23 protein-coding genes are annotated in these 23,838 nt (G+C 60.2%); 16 read left to right on the forward strand and 7 right to left on the reverse strand.

Annotated features, from left to right (window positions below):
- The first annotated feature begins 70 nt into the window (after positions 1-70).
- Positions 71-823, forward strand: a complete 753-nt coding sequence (locus EAH78_RS24475; RefSeq protein ID WP_140669831.1) for an SDR family oxidoreductase — start codon at positions 71-73, stop codon at positions 821-823.
- Between the two features lie 42 nt (positions 824-865).
- Complete coding sequence (locus EAH78_RS24480) at positions 866-1,279, forward strand: cupin domain-containing protein (RefSeq protein WP_140669832.1); 414 nt, start codon at positions 866-868, stop codon at positions 1,277-1,279.
- Between the two features lie 218 nt (positions 1,280-1,497).
- Here EAH78_RS24480 and ppk2 read toward each other — a convergent pair whose 3' ends face one another.
- Positions 1,498-2,415 carry a polyphosphate kinase 2 gene (ppk2, locus tag EAH78_RS24485; protein WP_140669833.1) on the reverse strand — a complete coding sequence of 306 codons (918 nt, stop codon included), beginning with the start codon at positions 2,413-2,415 and terminating at the stop codon, positions 1,498-1,500.
- A gap of 197 nt (positions 2,416-2,612) precedes the next feature.
- On the opposite strand from ppk2, the gene EAH78_RS24490 reads away from it, so the two are divergent.
- Complete coding sequence (locus EAH78_RS24490; protein ID WP_140669834.1) at positions 2,613-3,548, forward strand: Ppx/GppA family phosphatase; 936 nt, start codon at positions 2,613-2,615, stop codon at positions 3,546-3,548.
- 59 nt (positions 3,549-3,607) lie between these two features.
- On the opposite strand, the gene EAH78_RS24495 is transcribed toward EAH78_RS24490, so the two are convergent.
- Complete coding sequence (locus tag EAH78_RS24495; RefSeq protein ID WP_140669835.1) at positions 3,608-4,051, reverse strand: hypothetical protein; 444 nt, start codon at positions 4,049-4,051, stop codon at positions 3,608-3,610.
- Positions 4,052-4,292: 241 nt separating this feature from the next.
- Between EAH78_RS24495 and EAH78_RS24500 the strand changes: the two genes are divergently transcribed.
- Positions 4,293-4,748, forward strand: coding sequence for a cupin domain-containing protein (locus EAH78_RS24500; RefSeq protein ID WP_140669836.1), 456 nt, complete (start codon positions 4,293-4,295; stop codon positions 4,746-4,748).
- Between the two features lie 37 nt (positions 4,749-4,785).
- On the opposite strand, the gene EAH78_RS24505 is transcribed toward EAH78_RS24500, so the two are convergent.
- Both EAH78_RS24505 and EAH78_RS24515 read right to left on the reverse strand, forming a co-directional pair.
- Complete coding sequence (locus tag EAH78_RS24505; RefSeq protein ID WP_140669837.1) at positions 4,786-5,904, reverse strand: P1 family peptidase; 1,119 nt, start codon at positions 5,902-5,904, stop codon at positions 4,786-4,788.
- A 166-nt stretch (positions 5,905-6,070) separates the two neighbouring features.
- A complete protein-coding gene (locus EAH78_RS24515; protein ID WP_140669838.1) occupies positions 6,071-7,174 on the reverse strand; it encodes a polyamine ABC transporter substrate-binding protein in 1,104 nt (367 codons plus the stop codon).
- 111 nt (positions 7,175-7,285) lie between these two features.
- Here EAH78_RS24515 and EAH78_RS24520 point away from each other — a divergent pair, with 111 nt between their 5' ends.
- Positions 7,286-8,059: a helix-turn-helix transcriptional regulator gene (locus EAH78_RS24520; RefSeq protein ID WP_140669839.1), complete on the forward strand. Its 774-nt coding sequence runs from the start codon at positions 7,286-7,288 to the stop codon at positions 8,057-8,059.
- A gap of 137 nt (positions 8,060-8,196) precedes the next feature.
- On the opposite strand, the gene EAH78_RS24525 is transcribed toward EAH78_RS24520, so the two are convergent.
- Positions 8,197-9,132 carry a class I SAM-dependent methyltransferase gene (locus EAH78_RS24525; RefSeq protein WP_140669840.1) on the reverse strand — a complete coding sequence of 312 codons (936 nt, stop codon included), beginning with the start codon at positions 9,130-9,132 and terminating at the stop codon, positions 8,197-8,199.
- A 166-nt stretch (positions 9,133-9,298) separates the two neighbouring features.
- Here EAH78_RS24525 and EAH78_RS24530 point away from each other — a divergent pair, with 166 nt between their 5' ends.
- The 7 genes from EAH78_RS24530 (at position 9,299) to EAH78_RS24560 (ending at position 15,988) form a co-directional block, all read left to right on the forward strand.
- Positions 9,299-9,919 (forward strand): cytochrome b/b6 domain-containing protein, encoded by a 621-nt coding sequence (locus EAH78_RS24530; protein WP_140669841.1) that lies wholly within the window; start codon positions 9,299-9,301, stop codon positions 9,917-9,919.
- On the forward strand, positions 9,916-10,701 hold the full coding sequence (locus EAH78_RS24535; RefSeq protein ID WP_140669842.1) for a molybdopterin-dependent oxidoreductase: 786 nt from the start codon (positions 9,916-9,918) through the stop codon (positions 10,699-10,701). Before EAH78_RS24530 ends, EAH78_RS24535 begins: the two co-directional genes overlap by 4 nt.
- 46 nt (positions 10,702-10,747) lie before the next feature.
- Positions 10,748-11,047 carry a pentapeptide MXKDX repeat protein gene (locus tag EAH78_RS24540; RefSeq protein WP_140669843.1) on the forward strand — a complete coding sequence of 100 codons (300 nt, stop codon included), beginning with the start codon at positions 10,748-10,750 and terminating at the stop codon, positions 11,045-11,047.
- A 364-nt stretch (positions 11,048-11,411) separates the two neighbouring features.
- Complete coding sequence (fae, locus tag EAH78_RS24545; protein ID WP_008043405.1) at positions 11,412-11,924, forward strand: formaldehyde-activating enzyme; 513 nt, start codon at positions 11,412-11,414, stop codon at positions 11,922-11,924.
- A gap of 10 nt (positions 11,925-11,934) precedes the next feature.
- On the forward strand, positions 11,935-12,969 hold the full coding sequence (locus EAH78_RS24550; protein WP_123435753.1) for an aldo/keto reductase: 1,035 nt from the start codon (positions 11,935-11,937) through the stop codon (positions 12,967-12,969).
- The gene (locus tag EAH78_RS24555; protein ID WP_140669844.1) at positions 12,966-14,399 is read left to right on the forward strand and encodes an NAD-dependent succinate-semialdehyde dehydrogenase; all 1,434 of its coding nucleotides are present in this window, start codon (positions 12,966-12,968) and stop codon (positions 14,397-14,399) included. Before EAH78_RS24550 ends, EAH78_RS24555 begins: the two co-directional genes overlap by 4 nt.
- Positions 14,400-14,623: 224 nt before the next feature.
- On the forward strand, positions 14,624-15,988 hold the full coding sequence (locus tag EAH78_RS24560; RefSeq protein WP_027924704.1) for an MFS transporter: 1,365 nt from the start codon (positions 14,624-14,626) through the stop codon (positions 15,986-15,988).
- Positions 15,989-16,114: 126 nt separating this feature from the next.
- Here EAH78_RS24560 and EAH78_RS24570 read toward each other — a convergent pair whose 3' ends face one another.
- A complete protein-coding gene (locus tag EAH78_RS24570) occupies positions 16,115-16,990 on the reverse strand; it encodes a LysR substrate-binding domain-containing protein (protein ID WP_140669845.1) in 876 nt (291 codons plus the stop codon).
- A gap of 237 nt (positions 16,991-17,227) precedes the next feature.
- Positions 17,228-18,406, reverse strand: coding sequence for a hypothetical protein (locus EAH78_RS24575; protein ID WP_140669846.1), 1,179 nt, complete (start codon positions 18,404-18,406; stop codon positions 17,228-17,230).
- A 185-nt stretch (positions 18,407-18,591) separates the two neighbouring features.
- On the opposite strand from EAH78_RS24575, the gene EAH78_RS24580 reads away from it, so the two are divergent.
- From EAH78_RS24580 to EAH78_RS24600, 4 genes are all read left to right on the forward strand, one after another.
- Positions 18,592-19,524: a LysR substrate-binding domain-containing protein gene (locus tag EAH78_RS24580; RefSeq protein ID WP_140669847.1), complete on the forward strand. Its 933-nt coding sequence runs from the start codon at positions 18,592-18,594 to the stop codon at positions 19,522-19,524.
- A gap of 233 nt (positions 19,525-19,757) precedes the next feature.
- Positions 19,758-21,182 carry an aldehyde dehydrogenase gene (gene aldA / locus EAH78_RS24590; protein ID WP_140670143.1) on the forward strand — a complete coding sequence of 475 codons (1,425 nt, stop codon included), beginning with the start codon at positions 19,758-19,760 and terminating at the stop codon, positions 21,180-21,182.
- Positions 21,183-21,266: 84 nt separating this feature from the next.
- Positions 21,267-22,583 (forward strand): MFS transporter, encoded by a 1,317-nt coding sequence (locus EAH78_RS24595; RefSeq protein ID WP_140669849.1) that lies wholly within the window; start codon positions 21,267-21,269, stop codon positions 22,581-22,583.
- A 1-nt stretch (position 22,584) separates the two neighbouring features.
- Positions 22,585-23,802 (forward strand): mandelate racemase/muconate lactonizing enzyme family protein, encoded by a 1,218-nt coding sequence (locus tag EAH78_RS24600; RefSeq protein ID WP_140669850.1) that lies wholly within the window; start codon positions 22,585-22,587, stop codon positions 23,800-23,802.
- The last annotated feature ends 36 nt before the right edge of the window (positions 23,803-23,838 follow it).

The raw sequence follows: 23,838 nt of genomic DNA on the forward strand, positions 1-23,838 counted from the left end.
CTTGCCGCGTGCGCGCGCGCAATCTCTCTACACCGACGCAATGGTTGCAGTCGACACGTGGAGAACAGTCATGAAGATCGTTGTTATCGGAGGCTCGGGCCTCATCGGATCGAAACTTGTGAACACCCTTCGCGAGCGCGGCCATGACGCGGTCGCCGCCAGCCCCAGCACGGGCGTTAACAGCATCACCCGCGAAGGCCTGGCCGCAGCGATGGATGGAACTGACATCGTTGTCGACGTGGCGAACGCGCCGTCATGGGAAGACCAGGCCGTGCTTGATTTCTTCGACACATCGACACGTAACCTGCTGGCCGCCGAAGCGGCCGCCGGGGTTCGTCATCACGTTGCCCTGTCGATCGTTGGCAGCGAACGGCTACCCGACTGCGGATATTTCCGGGCCAAGGTCGCGCAGGAAAACCTGATCAAGGCGTCCGGCATTCCTTACACCCTGCTGCGTGCCACGCAGTTCTTCGAGTTTGTCGAAGGCATTGTCCAGTCGTTCGCCGTCGGCGAGGAATTTTGTGTTTCGCCGGCGCTGATCCAGCCGATAGCGTCCGACGACGTGGTGGCGGCGCTGGCCGATGTCGTGCTGGCGGCACCGGTCAATGGCACGGTTGAAGTCGGCGGCCCGGAAGCCATGCCTCTCGACGAACTGGCCAGACGTTTTCTGCGGGTGACTGGGGACAGCCGCAAGGTCTCGCCGGACGTGCACGCACGTTACTACGGTGCCGTGCTCGACGATCAATCGCTGGTGCCTGGCAAGAATCCACGACTGGGGGCGATCCGCTTCGAAGACTGGATCACTCAATCGACGGCCCGGTAACGGCTCTCACCCTTACATTCCCACCCACAAAGGAGCCATCCCATGGTTACTCGAATCCTGTTGGCCGCGGCCTTCGCAGCGCTATCGATCAGCGCAGCGTGCGCCGCTGAGCCGCCCCACGGCAAGGTGACAGACGTGTTTGACCGTCCCATTCCCAATCTTCCTGGCAAGAGCATGAAGGGCGTCGTCGTCGAGTATGGGCCGGGTGCCGCATCGCCATCCCACACCCATCCGAAAACGGCCTTCATCTATGCAACCGTCCTGGAAGGCTCATTTCGCATCCAAGTCAAAGGCCAGCCGGAAAAGATCTACCACGTTGGAGAAAACTTTGTAGAGGAGCCGGGTTCTGTGCACTTGGTCAGCGCCAATGCCAGCGACACCGAGCCTGCACGCCTGCTGGCGGTGTTCGTCCTCGACACCAACGAAAAGGAACTCGTCACACCGATCAAGAAGTGAGCCGGTCAATCCGCTCATGAATGTTCGACAGCCGGGGCTGTGCGTCCGAAAACGGCTAAAACGAGCTCAGCTAGCGGCTTGATGTGTACTAAACCACCAGACAAAAAAAAGCCGCCCAAAGAGGCAGCACAAAAAAAGCACGCGGTGTATGACGTCAGTATTGTTGGCGCAAGGTTACAGAATGATGACGGTTGGGGGCGCATGCGCCCCCTTCGGTCTCAATACACCTGCGGCACGATCAGTTCAGGTGGTGTCGGGCTGCGGGTGTAGTGTTCCTGGCGCACACGCTCCGGCAGTTCGATCACCGGGGATTGCACTTCTTCATAGGGCATCTGCCCGAGCAGGTGGTGGATGCAGTTGAGTCGGGCCTGTTTCTTGTCGTTGGCCTGCACCACCCACCACGGCGCTTCGGCGATGTGGGTGCGATCGAGCATGATTTCCTTGGCCTTGGTGTAAGCCTCCCAGCGACGGCGGGATTCCAGGTCCATCGGGCTGAGTTTCCATTGTTTGAGCGGATCATGAATGCGGCTGAGAAAGCGCAGGTGCTGTTCCTGGTCGGAGATCGAGAACCAGTATTTGATCAGCTGGATCCCGGAGCGGGCGAGCATCCGTTCGAACTCCGGCACGGTGCGGAAGAATTCTTCGTATTGGTCGTCGTTGCAGAATCCCATGACCTTCTCGACGCCCGCACGGTTGTACCAACTGCGGTCGAACAGCACGATTTCGCCGGCGGCCGGCAGGTGCGAGACGTAACGCTGGAAATACCACTGGGTGCGTTCGCGGTCGTTGGGTGCGGGCAGGGCGGCGACCCGGCAGACCCGCGGATTGAGCCGCTGGGTGATGCGCTTGATCACGCCGCCTTTGCCCGCCGCATCACGACCTTCAAACAAGATCACCACTTTATGCCCGGTTTTAACCACCCAGCTTTGCAGCTTGACCAGTTCACCCTGCAAGCGGAACAGCTCGCTGAAATAGCGGCGGCGTTGTTCTTTTTCGCTGCTGTCACCGACGTGCTCATCGAACAGCGCGTTGAGGTCGTGCCCGTCCTCCATCAACTCCAGCTCCAGCTCTTCGTCGCTGTGGTCGAGCAGCTCACGATGGATACGTTGAATCAGGGTGTCGTTGTCTAAAAGCATGGTCCGAGTCCCGACAGAGGTGGAGGTGGCCATGCTAGGCCTGAGGATGTGACGGACAAATGACGATGAGGGCGTAGCGAAAAAAACCGTGGTGTCATCTTGGTGTCACCTAACCCATGGCAGGATCCTCGCAAACCGTCTTGAACGCTCAGCGGAACTCCGTCCGCGGGCTGATGAAATTGCCAGGAACTCCCGCCATGAAAGGAGACGCCTCCCTGTTTGCAGCCATTGACCTGGGCTCCAATGCGTTTCGCATGATGATTGGCCAGTCGGTCAAACGGAACCAGAAGTGGATGATCCACGAGGTGAAAACCCTGCGTGAACCTGTCCGTTTGTCGGAGGGATTCCAGGGCGGCGCGCTGGATGAAATGGCGCTGGACCGTGGATGGCAGGCGCTCTCGCGGTTCGGCAAAAAACTGCGTGGATTTGAACCCGGCCGGGTACGGGCGGTGGCGACCAGCGCGGTGCGCGAAGCCGACAATGCACAACTGTTCCTGGCCAGTGCCGAACGTCATCTCGGGTTTCGGATTGATGTGATTTCCGGGCACGAAGAGGCACATCTGGTGTACGCCGGTGTGGCCCATTCGATCCCCAGTCCGTTAAGCATGCGACTGGTGGTGGACATCGGCGGCGGCTCCACCGAGTTGATTCTGGGGCAGGGCACTCAGCCGCTGTTGACCGAAAGCATTGCGATTGGCAGCGGCACGTTTGGCGCACGGTATTTTTCCGGTGGTTGCATCACCGCCCCGGCGCTGCTGGAGGCGGAGCGGGTGGCCACGCTGCAGTTTGAAAAAGTGGCGCGGCGTTACCGGGCGTTGGGTTGGCAGCAGGCCATCGGCTCATCGGGGACGGCACGCATGCTTGCCAAAGTGCTCAAGGCCAACGGGATGAATGACGACGGCGAAAGCGGCATCACCTACGCCGGCCTGCTGCGCCTGTCGTTGCGTTTGCTGGAAGTGGGGCATGTGAAACAGCTCAAGCTGGCCGGCCTGCAAAACCATCGATTGAGCACCTTGCCGGGTGGTCTGGTGGTCATGCTGGCGGCGTTCAAGGTCTTTGGTATTTCGCAGATGACGCCGTCCGAAGGCGGGTTGAGGTTCGGGGTCCTGCATGGCTTGATTTCCAGGCACTGAATGATCCCAGGAAAAGCGTTCCCACGCAGCGCGCGGGAACGAAGGCAAGCCCAGCGGCTTCAGCTCAGATTGCCGCAGTAAATGTTTTGATGACCATCAGCCGGGCTTTCACGTACCACCAGCGCATAACCGCCAGCGCGAAGTGTCTCGACCGCCACCGGTGCGCTTTTCCAGAAGTACTGCATCGATGCCGATGAATAAAACCGCGCATTCGGTCCGTCGTTCAGGTCATAGGCCGGTTTTGAGCCCAGATGGGCGCAGCTGCCGGGGTAGATGTAAGCCGTCAAGCGACCGGGTAATGCGCTGCCCATGGTTTCGCCACTGACGGCGAACCAGAACTCGGTGGCATTGCCTTTGGGCATCATGATGGGCCGGGCGATATTCCCGGCGTTGACGGACGTGGCGTGCAGGGGAACGTTGGTGATTTGACTGTCAGGCACCGTCGAACATCCGGAGAGCCACCCGACCGCCACCACCAACGCCAGCGAAGATACGATTTTCATCGTGATGCTCCCGCTTGTAAGGACGCGTTGAAGTGATCCCCCCTGTCAATTCTAGCCGTCAGGGTGCGGCGGGCATTTCTTCGGATGGTCGGTCCTGTCGGGCACACCTTTGTATCGCTACGTATCCCCGGTGCCTGCAGCCAACTTCGCATACAAAACCATGGCCTGCGTGACACGAGCGGGATACACCGCACCCGCTAAATGGGCTCACCGTATTGGCGGCAATCACTGGAGAATCGCGATGTCCCGTATCACTTCCCGCAACACTGCTGGCCGGTCAGGCATGGCCCTTGCCGTCCTTTCACTGGCAGCCTTCGCGAGCTTTTCGCAGGCTGGCGACGCAAACCACGAGTCGCAACCTGCAAAGAACTGGCAGGCGGGTATCCACCGTACCGATCTGGTGCGCAAAGACCTGGGGGCGGCCGAGCGTGAGGTAATCCAGGTGCGTGTCGATTTCGATGCCGGCGTGACCTCGCCTAAACACTCGCATCCGGGCGTGGAAGTGGCTTACGTCATCGAAGGTTCGTTTGAGTATCAGTTGGAGGGCCAGCCACCGGTCACGCTCAAGGCCGGCGACTCGCTGTACATCCCGGAGGGCACGGCGCATGTCGCGAAGAACGTGGGTAGCGGTAAAGCCTCGGAGCTGGCGACGTACATCGTGAAGAAAGGCACGCCGCTGCTGGTGCTGGAGGAGTAAGCCGTGTTCGCCCGATGCGTTGCATCGGGCGATTCTGTCAGCGCTGGCCCGGCCAACCTGCCTGACGCAATGCCTTGAGCAGCGTCTTGGCATCCAGACCCTTCACCGTATGGCCGTTGCCTTGCGCCGTGTCAGACGCCAGCAGGGCGTTAATGATGGCTTCTTCCACGGCCTCGGTGGCCGCCAGGAACAACTCGCTGATGTGGTCGTTGTTGACCATGCGCAGGTTGTCGCATGTCGGTGCGCCTTTGCCTTCATAGGCGGCGGGTGGCACGTGCTGATTGCCGGTGGCGAAGGCAATGAAAATGTCACCGCTGTGGTCTTCGTTTCCGCCACCGGTGCGGGCCAATCCCAGGCTGGCTCGTTGCGCGAGGCGTGTGCATTGGTGCGGCAGCAATGGCGCATCCGTGGCCAGGCAGACGACGATGGAGCCCATGCCCGGATACGGCAGCGAGGCTTTGAGGAAGGGCGAGTCGACCTGTTCCATGTAGCGTCCGACCGGGTAACCATCGACGCGCAACTCGTTGCGAATGCCATGGTTGGCCTGGACGATGGCGCCGACGGTCCAGCCGCCTTGCGCAGGGCTCAAGCGTCGTGAGGACGTACCAATCCCACCTTTGAACTCATGGCAGATCATCCCGCTGCCACCTCCTACTGCGCCTTCGATCACCGGTCCGTCGACGGCGTTGCGTTGGGCTTGGGCCACGTGTTCGGGTTTGACGTGGAAACCATTGATGTCGCTGAGCAAGCCATCGTAGGTTTCCAGCACCACCGGCATGTTCCAGTACAGTCGGCCGTCGTCGGGTTGGGCCTGGCGGTCCAGTGCAATCAGCGCATCGCGCACCACGCCGAGGCTGTGGGTGTTGGTGAAGGCGATCGGGCTGGTCAGCAGGCCGGCTTCGCGAATCCACTCAAGGCCGGTGGCGTCACCATTGCCGTTGAGCACATGCACACCGGCAAAGCACGGTTGCTGGTTGGTGGAACCGGCACGCGGTTCGATCAGGGTGACGCCGGTGTGAATGTCTCGACCGCTGTCGGTGCGGCCGCGCACCTCACTGTGGCCGACGCGGACGCCAGGTACATCGGTGATCGCGTTGAGAGGGCCGGGTTGCAGTTGGCCGAACTGAATGTTCAGGTCACGGGCACGTGGTTTCATGGGGTTTCTCATCTTCAATTCGTGGCAGAAAATTGGGCTTTTCGATAATCGTCAGGCAGTCACAGAACCTGGTAGGAGTGAGCCTGCTCGCGATAGCGGACTTACATTCAACATTTGTGTTGACTGACCCACCGCTATCGCGAGCAGGCTCACTCCTACAGGGGGCTCACTGGCCGTTTTTGACCTTGCTCCAGACCCGCGTGCGCACCCGTTCAGTCGCCGGCGGCAGCGGTTGAAGCGTGAACAACGTGGCCAGCGCTTCAGCCGACGGATACACCGCAGGGTTGGTGCGGGTCGCTTCGGCCACCAGCGGCGTCGCGCTGCGATTGCCGTTGGGGTAGTTCAGGTGATCACTGACGGGGGCGATGACTTCGGGGCGCATCAGGTAGTCGATAAACGCCAGGCCTTGTTGCGGATGTGGCGCGTCCTTGAGCAACACCAACGTATCGAACCAGACCGGTGCGCCTTCCTTCGGCAGGCTGTAGGCGATCTTCACGCCGTTGTTGGCCTGCTCGGCGTTGGTCTTGGCTTCCAGCATCGCGCCGGACCAGCCCACCGCCACGCAGATGTTGCCGTTGGCCAGGTCACTGATGAACTTGGACGAATTGAAGTACGCAATGTGCGGGCGCAGCTTGAGCAGCAGCGCCTCGGCCTTCTTGTAGTCTTCGGGGTTGGTGCTGTTCGGCGGCAAGCCAAGATAGTGCAGGGCGACTGGCAGCATCTCCGACGGCGAGTCGAGCATCGCCACGCCACATTGGCCGAGCTTTGCCAGGTTCTCTTCCTTGAACACCAGGTCCCAGGAATCCACCGGCGCCTTGTCGCCCAATGCCGCTCGCACCTTGTCGATGTTGTAACCAATCCCGTTGGTGCCCCACAGGTACGGCACCGCGTACTGGTTACCCGGATCGTTGTTGGCCAGTTTCGCCAGCAGGTCGCTGTCCATGTTTTTGAAATCAGGCATTTGCGCGTGTGGCAACGGGGCGAGGGCGCCGGCCTTGATCAGCGTCGGCAGACTGAAGTTGCTCGCCACCACGACGTCGTAGCCGCTGCGACTGGTCAGCAGTTTGCCTTCCAGCACTTCGGCGCTGTCGAAGGTGTCGTAGACCGGCTCGATTCCGGTGTCGCGCTTGAAGTCGTGCAGGGTGTTGGGGCCGATGTAGTCATACCAGTTGTAGACGTGCACTGTCGGGGTGTCGGTGGCCATGGCCGACAGAGAGACGCACAAACAGGCGCCCAGTCCGAGATTGATATGCGAGCGGTGACGAATCATGATGCGGCACTCCTGGCCTGCTGCAGGCCGGTGATGAACAGGTGCTTGCAGCGTATCGGCAGGCGGGGGACTCACCCATTCCCATCATGGGTTACTCGAAAGAGGTAGTGCGTGGACGCGTTGTTGAAAGAGCTGCCGGTGCACCAAGGGCTGGCGCGGGTGTTTGGTGCGTTGGGCCAGGACGGTTTCTGGCGGGCGCTGGTCGACACGTTGCGGCTGCTCGTGCCTCTGGACAATGCGCTGGTCGCGGTGATGCGCTCGGGACGGGTGCCACGTTTGCTGATTGATTTCGACTCAAAGGGTGGCGCCGCCGAACACGAAGAGCTGGCGGATTACAGCGCCGGCATGTACCTGCTCGATCCCTTTTATCAGGCGGCTTGCGCCGGCATCGCCGAGGGCCTGCACAGCCTCGAATCGGTAGCGCCCGACCAGTTCCAGCAGAGCGAGTACTACCTGAGCTACTTCCGCTCGGTGGTGGGCGCAGACGAGTTGCAGTTCATGGTCAATGTCGATGGCGCGGTGCTGGGGTTGTCGCTAGGACGTTCGACGCGATTCAGCCTCGAAGAGCAGGGCCGTCTGCTTTGCGTGCGCGACTGGGTGCTGTCTGCGATGCGCCGTCATCTGCAACTGATGCCGCCTGAAGGCGCGACCGCCGAACCGGTGGCTGGCGATCTCGCGACGTTGCTGGACCGCTTCGACGCACGCTTGTCGGTACGGGAAATCGAAACGGCCAGGCTGATCCTTCAGGGTTTCTCCAGCAAAGCCATCGCCCAGCACATGGGCATCTCACCGGAAACGGTGAAAGTGCATCGGCGCAATGTCTATCACAAGCTCAATGTGACCGGGCATGGGGAGTTGTTTGCGTTGGTGTTGCAGCCGCGTTGATTGGGTACATCTGACAGAGATTGGCCGACTGTAGACCCTCTTCGCGAGCAAGCCCGCTCCCACATTCGACCGAGTTCTCATATGAGAGTGGGGTCGAATGTGGGAGCGGGCTTGCTCGCGAAGGGTGCGACTCGGTTTTACTGCCTGAACACCAATGCCTTCAACCCGCACTCAACATCCGCATCCGGAAACTCCGGTGGATTCTCCAGCCGCTGTTCAAAACGCAGGCTCGGTGCTTCACGCATGACGCCATCAATGAGGAAGTCAGACCCAAACGCCGGGTCATTCATGCAGGCCAGCACCGTGCCCTCAGGGCTGAGCAGTTCCGGCAAGCGGCGCAACACGCGCTGGTAATCCTTGGTCAGCAAAAAACTGCCTTTCTGAAAGGACGGCGGGTCGATGATCACCAGGTCATAAGGCCCCTTGCCAATCACCTTGCCCCAGGACTTGAACAGGTCATGGCCAAGAAAACTGACCTGACTCAAATCGTGCCCGTTGAGCCGGTGATTGTCGCGTCCACGGCTCAGGGCCGGGCTGGACATGTCGAGATTGACCACGTGCTCGGCGCCACCCTCGATGGCGGCGACCGAAAAACCGCAGGTGTAGGCAAACAGGTTCAATACGCGCTTGTCCTGGGCATTGGCCCGTACCCAGTCACGGCCGTAGCGCATGTCGAGGAACAGCCCGGTGTTCTGTTTACGGCCCAGGTCCACGCGATAACGCAAGCCGCCCTCGGTGATGGTCATCTCGTCGATCACCTCGCCCAGCAGCCACTCGGTGGTGCTTTGCAGCAAGTAGCGATGTTGCAGCAGCAAGGTGTGCGCGCCGGATTGTGCCCACTCGGGTGACTGGGTGATCTGCATCAGCAGTCGTTTCAAATCTTCCAGCTGCGCCGCTTCCGGCTCTTTGAACAGCGCGACCAGCACCACGCCCTGCAACCAGTCAACGGTCAACTGCTCCAGCCCCGGCCAGCAGCGGCCACGGCCGTGGAACAGCCGGCGGGTTTCTGCGGGGGCCGCTGCCAGGGCCGTCAGCAGGTGGGCGTGGAGGGTGGCAAGTGCGTCTGAGTTCATCGGGCGGGGTCGGCAATTTGAGGGGGCGGCATTTTAACCACAATTGCAGGGCAAGGCGTGTTGCAACGCGTCGGGAGTTATCACGTTTAATTTAACTTTACGTGAGGATTTGGCGATCAATCGGCTCCCATACTCGGCTCCAACGATCAACTGCAGGGAGCCGGACATGTCGCAGCTATCTGCTTCACCCACTGTCAATAGCCATCCTCGCTGGTTACGGCTGACCCATTGGCTGAACGCCCTGGCCGTGCTGGTCATGGTCACCAGCGGTTGGCGTATCTATAACGCCTCGCCGATTTATGACTTCAGCTTTCCCAAATCGATCACGCTGGGCGGCTGGCTCGGTGGCGCATTGCAATGGCACTTCGCGGCGATGTGGTTTCTGGCCATCAATGGCCTGATTTATCTCGCCATCAATCTGTTCAGCGGTCGCCTGAAACGCCGTTTTCTGCCCGTCTCTCCCAAAGGTGTCCTGCATGACCTGTGGGCCGCATTGAAAGGGCGGTTGAGCCATGCCGACCTGAGTCATTACAACCAGGTGCAACGGGTGGCTTACCTGTTCGTGATGGTCGACATCACGCTGTTGGTGGTCTCCGGGCTGGTGCTTTGGAAGTCTGTCCAGTTTCCGCTGTTGCGTGAACTGCTGGCGGGCTACGAAGGCGCGCGACGGGTGCATTTCTTCGCCATGTCGTTGTTGGTGGCTTTCGTTGCGGTGCATCTGGTGATGGTGGCACTGGTTCCAAAAACGTTGTGGACGATGATCGTCGGTCGCAAGGAGCGGGTATGAAAAAGCGCATCGAAAGTACCGGGCTGGACGAGTCAGCGATCCTGGCGGACGCCCGAAAAATCCTCGCCCCGCAGATCCCTGGCCGCTCGCGTCGCGCGTTCCTGCTGCGCGGCCTGACCCTCGGCGGGGTGGCGATGTTGTCTGGCTGCAACCTGACCGACAACGAAAGCGTCGACACCGCATTGTCGTCCATGTCGCGCTTCAACGATCGGGTGCAAGGCTGGCTGTTCAATCCCAACGCCATGGCGCCGACCTATCCGGAATCCATGATCACCCGGCCGTTTCCCTTCAATGCCTTCTACGGCATTGACGAAGCACCGACGGTGGAGGAGGAGAGCTATCGGCTGGAAGTGACCGGCATGGTTGGTGATAAACACAGTTGGCGGCTCGAAGAACTGCGCGCCATGGCACAAACCGAACAGATCACCCGGCACATTTGCGTCGAAGGCTGGAGTGCCATCGGACGTTGGGGAGGCGTCCGGTTCAGCGACTTCCTGAAGCGCGTCGGCGCCGACACCGATGCCAAATACGTCGGTTTCAAATGTGCAGACGATTACTACACCAGCATCGACATGGCCACCGCGCTGCATGCGCAAACCTTGCTGACGCTGACCTATGACGGCGCAGTGCTGCCTCGCCAGTACGGCTTCCCCATGAAGCTGCGCATGCCCACCAAGCTGGGCTACAAAAACCCCAAACACATTCAGGCGATTTTCGTCAGCAATACCTACAGCGGTGGCTACTGGGAAGACCAGGGTTACAACTGGTTCGGTGGCAGCTGACAAGCAACTTCACCCGTCCGCAACCTGAGCTTCAAGGAGTTACATCATGAAAAAGTTAGCGACCGCCGTACTGTCCATGTGCATCGCACTGGGTGCCGCCAGTGTTTTTGCTGCCGATACCACCAGCAGCGACACCATGAGTAACGACTCGATGTCCAAGGACGCCATGTCCAAGGACACGATGAAAAAAGACACGACCATGAAGAAAGATTCCATGGCCAAGGACACCATGAAGAAAGACACCATGTCCAAAGATGCAATGTCCAAGGACACCATGAAGAAAGATGCCATGACCAAGGACAGCATGAGCAAAGACACGATGAAAAAAGACGCCATGTCGCAGTAAGCCCAAACAATACAATCTACTGTGGGAGCGAGCCTGCTCGCGATAGCGGTCTACCAGTCAATATTGATATCGACTGTTATAACGCTATCGCGAGCAGGCTCACTCCCACAGGTTTTTTGGGGGTATGACTTGAACTCATGCCCTCATGACTTTTAATGGTTACAGCCCCGCAAACCCCCGGTGTTAAAAAATCGCAAACCAGCTCATCAACAACAAAAAAGAGCGTTTGCAACCATGACTCATCATCACTGCCGCGTCTTCGCCAGCGACCTGCTGCGCTCTTCGAACCCCGACATTTGCCACGCCAGGCCCGCTGCCTGCGTGCGTTTCTGATCAACCTCAACTCCCTGAAGAGTAACGACTCATGAAAGAACTCGACCTGTACATCGGTGAAGGTTTCGAAGGCCCGGGCGTGAATGCCGCGCACATCAATATTCTGATCGGCCCGCGCAACGGCCCGGCCGGCCAGGCATTTGCCAACAGCCTGGCGTCGCCAAGCCAGGGTCACTGCCCATTCATGGTGATTGCGCAGCCGAACATTCCGGTCAAGCCAATGACCCTTTACGTCAACAAAGCCGCGATCAGCAGCGACCTGCACGGCAATGCCACCTGGGGTGCGTCGCAGGCCGGTATTGCCAAGGCTGTACTCGAAGCGCTGCTGGACGGCACCTTGCCGCCGGAAGCCGAAGACGAGTGGGCCATCGTCACCGCCAACTGGGTCAATCCGGCCTGCGATGACCTCGATGCGGTCTACCTGAACAACTACAACGCCTGCCGCACGGCGATCCGTGCCGCGCTGACCGGCAAACCGGAAACCGCGCAACTGGCGGATGTGGTCAATCACATCAGCAACCCTTTCTACACACCAAAAGCCTGAGGTCCGCGCCATGCAATACATTCGTTTGGGCAACTCCGGCCTGCAAGTCTCCCGCCTGTGCCTGGGCACCATGAACATGGGCACCCCGGACTGGAAACCGTGGATCTTCGACGAGAAGAAAAGCGAACCAATCGTCGCGCACGCCCTGGACAACGGCGTGAACTTCATCGACCTCGCGGACTTCTATTCCGCAGGTACAGGCGAAGAAGTGGTAGGGCGCATCGTCAAGCGCCTGGCCCGTCGCGAAGACCTGGTCATCACCACCAAAGTCGGTTACGGCACCCGCAATGGCATCAACGCCAGCGGCCATTCGCGCAAGCACATCATGGACAGCATCGACGCCTCGCTGAAACGCCTGAACATGGATTACGTCGATGTGTTCATGCTGCATTACTTCGATGTGAACACCCCGGTCGAAGAAACCATGAGCGCCATGAACGACATCGTGCGTTCCGGCAAGGCGCGCTACATCGGCGTCTCGACCATGCTCACCGGGCAGTTGGCGAAGATACTCATGGCTTGCGAGCGCAACGGTTGGGTCAAGCCGATCAACATGCAGCTGCAACTGAACTGCGCCTACCGCGAAGAAGAGCGCGAGATGATTCCGTTTTGCCGCGACCAAGGCCTCGGCGTCTCGGTGTTCAGCCCGCTGGCCCGTGGCTTGCTGACCGGCGACGTACAGTCGACCCGTAACCAGACTGACTTCTTCACCCAGCAGATGTACAGCGACGAAGCCTCGTTCGAAATTGCCCATTCGGTGCAACGCGTGGCCCGTGCTCGCGGTGTGTCCAACGCGCAAATCGCCCAGGCCTGGGTGGCCAACCATCCAGGCGTGGATTGCATGCTGGTGGGCGCAGATACCACCGAACAGTTCGACAGCGCGCTCGCCGCGCTCGATACCAGACTCGACGCAGAAGAACTGCACGAACTCGAACGCAATTACACCCCGTGCGACGTAATCAACGATTACACCGCCGGCAAACGCATCTTGCGTTCGGCCCGTCCGGGTCTGGAACGCTTCACCCTGACTGAGGCTGTGGCATGAGCGAGCTGATTCGCACGGGTAATTTCATCGACGGCCAATGGTCGTCCGGTGGCCCGACTTACCCGGTGTTCAACCCGGCCAACGGCGAGTTGATCATTGACGTACAAAAGGCTGGTGCCGAAGAAACCAAGCTGGCAATTGAAGCTGCCAACCGAGCATTACCGGCGTGGCGCAAGCTCACTGCCAAGGAGCGCAGCCAGAAGCTCAAGCGCTGGAGTGAGCTGATGCTGAGCAACCAGAAGGATCTGGCAACCTTGCTCAGTCGCGAACAAGGCAAGCCGTTGGCCGAAGCCATGGGCGAAGTGGTCTACGCCGCGAGTTTTCTGGAATGGTTTGCCGAAGAAGCCAAGCGCGCTTATGGCGATGTGATTCCGAGCCACAAGGCTGATGCGCGGATCATCGTGGTCAAGGAAGCCATCGGCGTGGTCGCCGCGATCACCCCGTGGAATTTTCCGCTGGCCATGGTCACGCGCAAGGTCGGTCCGGCATTGGCCGCCGGTTGCACGATGATTCTCAAGCCGTCGGAAGAGACGCCGCTGTCGGCCTTCGCCCTGGCGGTGCTGGCAGAGCAGGCCGGTATTCCGGCGGGTGTGTTCAACATCGTGTCTGGCGATGCGGTGGCCATCGGTGGGGCGCTGCAAGCGTCGAGCATCGTGCGCAAACTGTCGTTCACCGGCTCCACACGCACCGGCAAATTGCTGATGCGTCAGGCGGCGGACACGCTGAAAAAGGTCTCGCTGGAACTGGGCGGCAACGCGCCGTTCATTGTCTTCGACGATGCCGACCTCGACGCGGCTGTCAAAGGCGCGATGGCCTCGAAATTCCGTAACACCGGGCAGACCTGCGTTTGTGTAAACCGCTTCTTCATTCAGGACGGCGTCTACGAAGCCTTCACCGGCAAACTTGCGGAAGCGGTTGCGGCGATGCGCGTCGGCAGTGCGCTGGACGGCGAAACCGAGCAAGGCCCGCTGATCAATGCGGCGGCGCTGGTCAAGGTCGAACTGCACGTCGGTGATGCGCTGGAGAAGGGCGCCAAGCTGTTGTGTGGCGGCCGTCGTCATGCGCTCGGCGGCACGTTCTACGAGCCGACCATCCTCGCCGAAGCCAGTAGCGAGATGCTGATCGCCCAGGAAGAAACTTTCGGCCCGGTGGCGGCCTGCTTCCGCTTCAAGGACGAAGCTGAAGTGCTGCAAAAGGCCAACGACACGCCCTTCGGCTTGTCGGCTTACTTCTACAGCCGCGACATCGGCCGCGTCTGGCGCATGGCAGAAGGCCTGGAAGCCGGCATGGTCGGGATTAACGAAGGGATCATTTCCACGGAAGTGGCACCGTTCGGTGGCATCAAGGAGTCGGGCCTCGGTCGCGAGGGTTCGAAGTACGGTCTGGATGACTACCTGGAAATCAAATACCTGTTGATGGGCGGCCTCTAACCCCCACACAACCCCCTGTAGGAGCAAGGCTTTGTGGCGAGGGGGCTTGCCCCCGTTCGGCTGCGAAGCAGTCGTAAACCCAGACGACTCGGTGGGCTTGAAAAGGCGCAGGGGACCGCTTCACGCCCCAACGGGGGCAAGCCCCCTCGCCACAAAGCCTTGCTCCTACAGGGATAGCACGATCGGTTTCATTTCTCCGTCAATAACAACAATTGGAGATTTACATGTCCGTACAACCGGTAAAAATCGACGACCTGCCCATCGGGCGCTTTCACCTGAAAATCGCCGGCCTGACCTTCGGTGCGCATTTCACCGACGGCTACATCCTCGGCCTGATCGGCATCGCGTTCACCTTGCTGAGCCCGCAGATGCACCTTGATGCGTTCTGGCAGGGGCTGATCGGCGCTTCGGCACTGATCGGTCTGTTCCTAGGCAGCCTGTTTTTCGGCTGGATCTCCGACAAGGTCGGCCGCCAGAAAATCTTCCTGGTCAGCTTCGTGCTGATTACCATCGCCTCGGTGATGCAGTTCTACGCCGAAACCGCCATGGGTCTGTTCCTGTGCCGGGTGCTGATCGGCATCGGGCTGGGCGGTGATTTCAGTGTCGGCCACGCCATGCTGGCCGAGTTCGCGCCGAAGAAACATCGTGGCGTGCTGCTCGGTTCGTTCAGCGTGATCTGGACCTTCGGCTACGTGGCCGCGACGTTTGTCGGCACTGCCATGCTTAGCCTGGGTGATGACGCCTGGCGCTGGATGCTGGCGTCTTCGGCAATCCCGGCGGCGTTGATTCTGATTGCGCGCATCGGCACGCCGGAGTCGCCGCGCTGGCTGGTGAACCAGGGCCGAATTGCCGAAGCACGAGCCATCGTCAAGAAACACCTGGGCGCCAACGTTGAACTCGACGAAACCCAATCCACCGAAACCCGTTCCGGCTACGCGGTGCTGTTCAGCCGTGAATACCGCAAGCGCACCGCGTTCAACTGCCTGTTCTTCGTCTGCATCGTCATGCCGTATTTCGCCATCTACACCTTCCTGCCGTCGATTCTGCAGAAAATGGGCTTGGCCGAAGGTTTCGGCACCGAGCTGATGCTGAATATGCTGCTGATCCTCGGGGCGTTGATCGGCATCTGGTGCACGATCAAATTCTCGCGACGCGGGTTTTTGATCAACTCGTTCATCATCCTGGCGGTCGCGCTGTTCATGTTGGCGGTGTTGCCGAGCAGTGCAGCGTTCTTGATGGTGTTGGTGTTCGGGCTGTTCACCTTGGTCTTGTCGGCGGTGAGTAACCTGGTGGGCGTGTTCCCCGCCGAGAGTTTCCCGACTGAAGTGCGGGCCAGCGGGATTGGCCTGGCCACAGCGGTCAGCCGCTTGGGTTCGGCGATCAGCACGTTCCTGTTGCCGGTGAGTGTGGCGGGAATTGGCTTGAGCCCGACGATGGGGATTCTGGCGGCGATTCTGGCCATCGGCGCCTGGCTGTCCTGGGCGTGGGCACCGGAAACCAAATCGCTGACACTGAGCCAGGCGTGCAAGGCACAGAGCCCGGTGGAGGGTGGTGCTGCGGTGGCGGTGAAAGTCCCGGCTCCGATCTAGCTGACTGTCAAAGTTCAAATGTGGGAGCGGGCTTGCTCGCGAAGACGGAGTGTCAGTCACCATCAATATTGACTGACCCAACGCCTTCGCGAGCAAGCCCGCTCCCACATTAGAATGTCGGTGGCTTCAGGGATTGCTGACCAGTCCCAACCAATCCGTAAACAACCGCACCTTCGATAACCCCTGTTTGTCATTCGCCACATCCAGCCAATAGCCATACGGCCCGATTACCTCAACCGGGGTAATCGGCAGCAGGCTGCCATTGGCCAATTCCTTCTCGATCATCTGCCGGTCAATCACCGCCAACCCACCCCCCGCTAGCGCGGTGTGGATCACCTGATCCAGCGTGCTGAATTCCAGCCCTTGCCCCGCATCGACATCGTCGCGCCCCATGGCCACCAGCCAGTTTTCCCAGACCTTCAGGCGTTTGCCGTCGTGCAGGATGTGCAGCAGCGGAAAGCCCCGCAGGTCCGGTGGCTGACCGTCGCTGAACAACTCCGGGCTGGCCACGGCGATGTGCCGTTCCATCACCAGCAATTGGCTGCTGCAATGGCTGTTGGCTTCGAGGCCGAAGCGGATGTGGCAGTCGATTTCGGCAAGGCTGTCGTGGCCGGCCTGGTTGGTCACGCTCAGGCTGATGTCGGGATAACGCTGACAGAACACGCGCAAATGCGCCGACAACCAGCGCGTCGCCCAGGTCGGTGGCGCGAGGATTCTCAGGCGCTGGCGCAGGTTGGGCACGCGCACGGCTTGCAGGGCGCGTTCAATGTGATCGAAGGCTTCCGCGAGGTGCGGGGAAAGGGCGATGCCGGATTCGGTCAGCGACAAACCCTGGGGCGTGCGCACGAACAGCGCGACGCCGAGGTAGTCTTCCAGTTGCTTGATCTGCCGACTGACGGCGCCTTGAGTGACGTTCAGGCCCAGCGCTGCCTGGCTGAAACTGCGATGGCGCGCGACCTCTTCAAAGACGCGCAGCATATTGAGCGAGGGCAGTTGACGCATCGAAGGTGGACTCCGTACCAGCCTCCGTTGTTGCGTCGGGCCGGTTTATTGTTTTGGTGGCGGTCTCTGTGGTGCCTATCTGACTATTTGCCAAGGGCTGATGCAAGTGTTGATTCGACTGACGCCTTCGCGAGCAAGCCCGCTCCCACATTTGACCGAGTCGTTGCCGGGAATGCGGTCAAATGTGGGAGCGGGCTTGCTCGCGAAGGCGTCCTAAAGGACGCTAGAAATACCCGATCAGAAGTAATACCCAACGTTCACATACAACTGATTCTCCCACTGATCACTCCCCCCAGCCCCCAGACTCTGGGTATAACTGCTCCCGCCGATATACGGATCATTCTTGCCAAACAACCACTCCGCCGCGACCCACAATTTGCTCACCGAAAACGAACTGCCCAAAATCATCCGCTCCGACGTCTTGAACTCGGTGGCGGATTTATCGAAGGCGCTGTAGTTGGCGTACAGCTTGACCCCGCTGACCTGATCGAACAGGTATTTGCCGGCCACGTCATAACTGAGATCTGCCACATACAAGTTGCCGCGACTGGCAACGTTGTACGTGCCGTCATACCCGCCGAGGGTGACGAGCTCATCGGTGCCAGGATTGCGCGGCGACATCTGTTGACGCGCCGCCTGCAATTGCACACCCCACGGGCCGTTTTGGCCCTTGTAGTGAATGGCCATCGCATTGCGCCGGCCGTTGTCATCGGTGTCGTGGTTCTGCAGGGAAGAAGACAGGCCGGAAAGACCGACTTCCGATTTCCACGGTCCCAGGTCCAGCGCCTTGGCCACCCGCAGCACAACCATGTTGCGCTCCTGATTGTTGCTGCCGTCCGCGACGTAACTGTCGGCTTCGGACACCACGCTGGAGTAAGTGACCCCGTTGCTGGTGCCTTTGCCTTGCCACGCCGGGCGCAAGTAGTAGCCGGCCTGGACGTTCCAGTCACCCGATTGCTGGATGTACTTGGCGCCGACCTGTTGCACATCTTCCAGGCCGATGACGTTGCCCAGGGTTTCGTAGAAGGTGCTGCCGAAGTACGGCTGCAAACCGAACGCCACTGTGTTCAGGCCCACTTGCACCTGCTGGTCGGGGTTGAACTTGTAGCCGGCCCACGCGAACTTGGCGAACTGGATGTCGCCGTAGTTCTTGGTGTACTGGTAGGGATAGGACCGGCCGTAGAAACGATACTGGGCCTCACCGATCCAGGTGTCGGAGTTGTACTTGGCGCTGAGGAACACCGTGTCCAGGCCGAACTTCTGGATGTCGCGATCCGGGTCATAGTCCCAGCGCGCACGAACCGCGCCGCCGAGGTCAAGATTGTCGGTCACTTGCACGGCCATGGCAGGGGCCGCAAAGGTGCAGAGCAGAGCGATGTACAGAGGACTGAGGCGCAGGGAAGCAGAGAAGGGCATGGGGCAGCTCTCGGTTATTTTTATATGAGATGCCGGCCAGTCTTGCGATGAACGGTGGGTTGAACAAACGATTAAAAATCCGCGGGAACCTTCCTCAGATGCATGTTACTGAGAAAATCCTGTAGGACAATGTGTGGCGGCCATGGGATGCTTGGCCGATCAGCTAACGTCCTCGAGTGCTTTTCATGAAACGCAAAATGCCCGGTCTGAATGCCCTCAAAGCGTTTGAAGTGGCCGGCAGCACCGGTAGTTTTACCCGCGCCGCCGAGTTGTTGAACGTGACCCAGAGTGCGGTCAGTCGCCAGGTGCGGCAGTTGGAAGAACAGCTCGGTGAGAGCCTGCTGGAACGCCGCCACCATCACCTCGAACTGACCAGCGCCGGCAAAGTGCTGCTGCGGGCATTGCATCAATCCTTCGACAAGATTGAGCTGACGGTACGCAGCATCCAGCAGAAAACCCATTCCAATCGCCTGCACATCAATGCGCCGCCAACCTTTACCAACCGTTGGCTGATGCCGCGTCTGGGGCGGTTGCGCGAGAAGCACCCCGAGCTGGAACTGAGCATCACCACGCGCTTGCAGGACAGCCTGGCGGAAACCAGCACGCTCGATTGTGCGATCCGTTTCGGCGATGGCGAATGGGATGGCCTGGACAGCTCGATGCTGATCCAGGAACGGCACATCGCGGTGTGCGCGCCGACCTTGTATGCGCGGGAGTGGAGCGAGCAGGGCATCGACCTCAATCGCTTGACGTTGTTGCATGTGCTGGCTCGGGAAGACCAGCGCTACCTGACCTGGAAACACTGGCTGGACGCCGCACGCATCACCGGGGTCGACACCCAGGGCGGGTATGAATTCGACCTGCTGGACCTGGCGATCCGCGCGGCCGTCGATGGCTTGGGCATCACCATCGCCGACTGGCACATGGTCGCCCCGGAACTGGCCAGCGGGCAGCTGACCCAGGTGCTCAACGTGCATGTGGAAGGGCATCAGTCCTATTGGTTGGTCACCCGGCCGGAGCAGACCCTGATGCCGCAATTGCAGGTGTTCAGCCAGTGGTTGCAGGAAGAAATCTGGTTGGCACAACGACAGCTCGAACCCTCCACCGCGGCCCTCTAAGCCACACAAATCCCCCTGTGGGAGCGGGCTTGCTCGCGAAGGCGTCGTGTCAGTCGATATTTATATTGGTTGATCCACCGCCTTCGCGAGCAAGCCCGCTCCCACAGGGGACCGCGTTGTTGCAGAGTAACCTGCATTTTTCGAATGTTTACCCGCTCAATAAATCGTTTGTTCAACCCGCTCAGGATGCCAAGACTGCTCGAACTGGATAAAAACAACGATGGGCGATGCACATGCGACTCGAGCGAAACTTTGTTAACGGCCAATTTATCGAACCTGCCAGCGACGCGCTGATCGCAGTCTATAACCCGGCGACCGAAGCACTGGTCGGCCACGTCTCGGCGGCCAACACTGCTGAAGCGGTCAACGCGGTAGAAGCGGCTGCCACTGCCCAAAAAGTCTGGGGCAAACTCACCAGCATCGAACGCGCCGAACACCTGCGCTCCTTCGCCGACGCGCTGGACGCTTGCGCTGAAAACATCGGCGCCGCCCTGGCGGCCGAGTCCGGCAAAAGCGTGGCCGATGCGAGCAACGAAGCCCGTTACGCCGCGCAGATCACTCGCTATCACGCTGAATGGGCTCGCCGCATTGAAGGCGAGATCATTCCCAGCGACAGCCCGAACGAAAACCTGTTCCTGCACCGCGAAGCGATTGGTGTGGTCGCGTGCCTGATTCCGTTCAACTACCCGGTCTATACGCTGCTGCGCAAAATCGCCCCGGCGCTGATTGCCGGCAACACCGTGGTCGTACGCCCGAGCAACAACACGCCGACGTCGGCCTTTGAGATCGCCAAGGCTGTGGCGCAATCCGGACTGCCCGCCGGCGTGGTGAACATCCTGACCATGGACCACGTCACCGCCGCCGCCGTGTGCACCCATAAGGCTGTGGGCCTGATCACCCTGACCGGCAGCGTCAACGCCGGGCGCATCGTGCTCGATTACTGCAAGGCCAACATCGCCAAGCCTTCGCTGGAGCTGGGCGGCAAAACCCCGGCAATCATCGAAGCCGACGCCGACCTTGAAGCCGCCGCAACCGCCATCGTCGCCTCCAAGACCACCCACTGCGGCCAGTTGTGCACGGCGGTGGAGCGGGTCTACGTGCAGGAAAGCATCTACGACCGATTCCTTGCTCTGCTGAAAGCGAAAATCAGCGCCGTGAAATTCGGCAACCGCGCCACCGACGCCAGCCTGATGGGCCCGTTGGTCAACGCCAGTTCGCAGCAGAACATCCACGCCATGGTCGAGCGCGCCATCGCCGACGGCGCGGTTCTGGAAACCGGTGGTTTTATTCCGCAAGGCAACGGCCATTTCTACCCGCCGACGCTGCTCAGCGGCTGCCGCCAGGACATGGAAATCATCCAGGAAGAAATCTTTGGCCCGGTACTGCCGGTGCTCAAGTATCGCGACATCGATGAAGCGCTGGCGATGGCCAACGACCATCAGTTCGGCCTGGCCTCGGTGCTCTACACCGAGAACTACCGCACCACGATGAAAGTCGCCAACGCCATCGAAGCCGGCGAGCTCTACGTCAATCGCACCCCGGCCGATCCGTACCAGGGCTACCACGCCGGCTGGAAACGCTCGGGCCTGGGCGGCGATGACGGCAAGCACGGCATGCTCGAATTCACCCAGACCCGTCTCGTGGTCATGAAGTACTGATCCACCGGCAACACGCCTCACGCAACACCCATAAAAACAATTAACAGGGCCACCCGGACGACCGGGCGGCCAGAGGTCACCTAGATGTCCAAGCAAGCATCCACTGCTGCCGCTGTTCAGGGTTCGAATGCGGGTTCAATCAGCCAGAGTGACAAGGGCAGTCGCTATGTCCAACTGATGTTATTGGTGCTGGCCGCCGGTGCGATCTACCCGATCCTGTACCTGCGCCAGGTCTACCAGACCACCATGCTCGAAGTGTTCCAGATCAGCCACAGCGAGCTGGGTTATCTGTACTCGATGCTCGGCACGATTTTCCTCTTGAGCTATTTGCCGAGCGGTTGGCTGGCTGACCGTATCGCCCCACGCTTTCTGATTTTCTTCTCGCTGGTCGCCACCGGCGCCCTGGGCCTGTGGTACTCCACCGCGCCGTCGATGACCGGTTTGATGATCATCTTCGGATGCTGGGGCCTGACCACTGGCCTGACGTTCTGGGCCTCGGTGCTCAAGCGCGTGAAGATGATTGCCCATCACACCGAGCAGGGCCGCTTCTTCGGCATCCTCGATGGCGGTCGCGGGCTGGTCGAAGCGTTGCTGGCGACCGTCGCGCTGGGGCTGTTTGCCTTCGCCACCGAGACTCGCGGCGAGTCGGCGGCCGAAGGCTTCAAACACGTGGTCTATCTCTATGCCTTTACCTGCATCGTCATCGGTTGCGTGCTGGTGTTGATCAAAGACCCCAAGTCGATGGACGACACCGCGCCGGTGGAGAAGGGCAAGTACAACCTGCTCAGCGACCTGACCACCCTGGTGAAAATCCCTGAGCTGTGGCTGGTGACGGCCATCGTGTTCTGCGGTTATCACATCTTCTGGGCCACCTACAGTTTCTCCGACTACCTGCAGGGCGGCGGCATGACCGCAGTCATGGCCGGGACTATCACCACCATCAAGCTGTGGATGCGCCCGATTGGTGGCATCGGCGGTGGCTGGCTGGGCGACAAGTTCTCCAATATCTCGGTGCTTATCGTGGCGCTGTTCTGCGCGACGTTGGCGATGGTCGGCCTGATCGTGTTCCCGGCACTCAACAGCATGGGCCTGCTGGTCGGCACGGTGATTTTCATCGGCCTGATGACCTATGCGATTCGCGGTTTGTACTGGGCGATCCTCGACACTTGCAACATTCCGCTGCGCATCACCGGCCTGGCCATCGGCATTGTCTCGGTGGTCGGTTACCTGCCGGACGCGTTCATTCCGTTGATCAACGGCTACCTCACCGAGCATTTCCCCGGCGCCTTTGGTTACAAGCTGTATTTCGGCTACATCGCTTTCGTTGGCCTGCTGGGGACCCTCGCAGCGCTGACCTTGCGTGCTCGTATCAATCGTAAAACTTCGAAGACAGGTGCCTGAGATGAAAATCGTCGCCCTTGAAACCCATATCGTCGCCGTACCGCCACCGCACATCGGCGGGATGTACTGGCTGTTCGTCAAGATCAAAACCGATTGCGGCATCGAAGGCGTGGGCGAGATCTACGCCGCGACCTTCGGCCCCAAAGCCATGTTGCCGATCATCGAAGACGTGTTCGAACGCTACCTGCTCAACCACGACCCGCACCACATTGAACGCTTCTTCCGTCAGGCCTATTCGAGCGGTTTCACCCAGCGTCCGGACCTGACCATGATGGGTGTGGTCAGCGGCCTGGAAATGGCCTGCTGGGACATCATCGGCAAAGCGGCGAACAAGCCGGTCTACGAATTGCTCGGCGGCAAGGTCAACGAACGCCTGCGTTCCTACACCTACCTTTACCCGGTGAACAGCAAGGGCGAGTATGACTACGACGACCCGGACCTGGCCGCCGAGTGCGCCATCGAGAACATGAACAAAGGCTTCACCGCCGTGAAGTTCGATCCGGCCGGGCCTTACACCGCGTACTCCGGGCACCAGATTTCCCTGGAAGTGCTGGAGCGCTGCGAAACCTTCTGCCGCAAGATCCGCGAAGCCGTGGGCGACAAGTGCGACCTGTTGTTTGGCACGCACGGGCAAATGGTCCCGTCCTCGGCGATTCGCCTGGCCAAGCGCCTGGAGAAGTACGACCCGCTGTGGTTCGAAGAACCGGTGCCGCCGGGTCAGGAAGACGCCATGGCGCAGGTCGCGGCCAAGACTTCGATTCCGATTGCCACCGGTGAGCGCCTGACCACCAAGTATGAATTTTTCAAGCTGCTGCAAGCCGGCGGCGCGTCGATTCTGCAGATGAACGTCGCCCGTTGCGGCGGTCTGCTGGAAGCGAAAAAGATCGCCAGCATGGCCGAAGCCTACTACGCGCAGATTGCCCCGCACCTCTACAACGGGCCGATTGGCGCGGCCGCGAGTTTCCAGCTGGCGACCTGCACGCCGAACTTCCTGATCCAGGAAAGCATCATGACCTGGGGTGGTTTCCATGCCGAAGTCCTGACCAAGCCACTGCAATGGGAGGACGGCTACATCATCCCGTCCACCGAGCCGGGTTTGGGTGTGGAGTTGAACATGGACGTGGTGCGCAAGCATTCGCCGTACACCGGTTCACGCCTGCACCTGCAAATGGCGCCGACCCCGGCGGACGTCAAAGACACATCGCCAGCCAGAGGCTGAGCGGATCTGCCGCCCACGACGGAGCTGGCGCAGTTC

This window comes from Pseudomonas arsenicoxydans (assembly GCF_006438915.1).
In the GTDB taxonomy this organism is placed as follows: Bacteria; Pseudomonadota; Gammaproteobacteria; order Pseudomonadales; family Pseudomonadaceae; genus Aquipseudomonas; species Aquipseudomonas arsenicoxydans_A.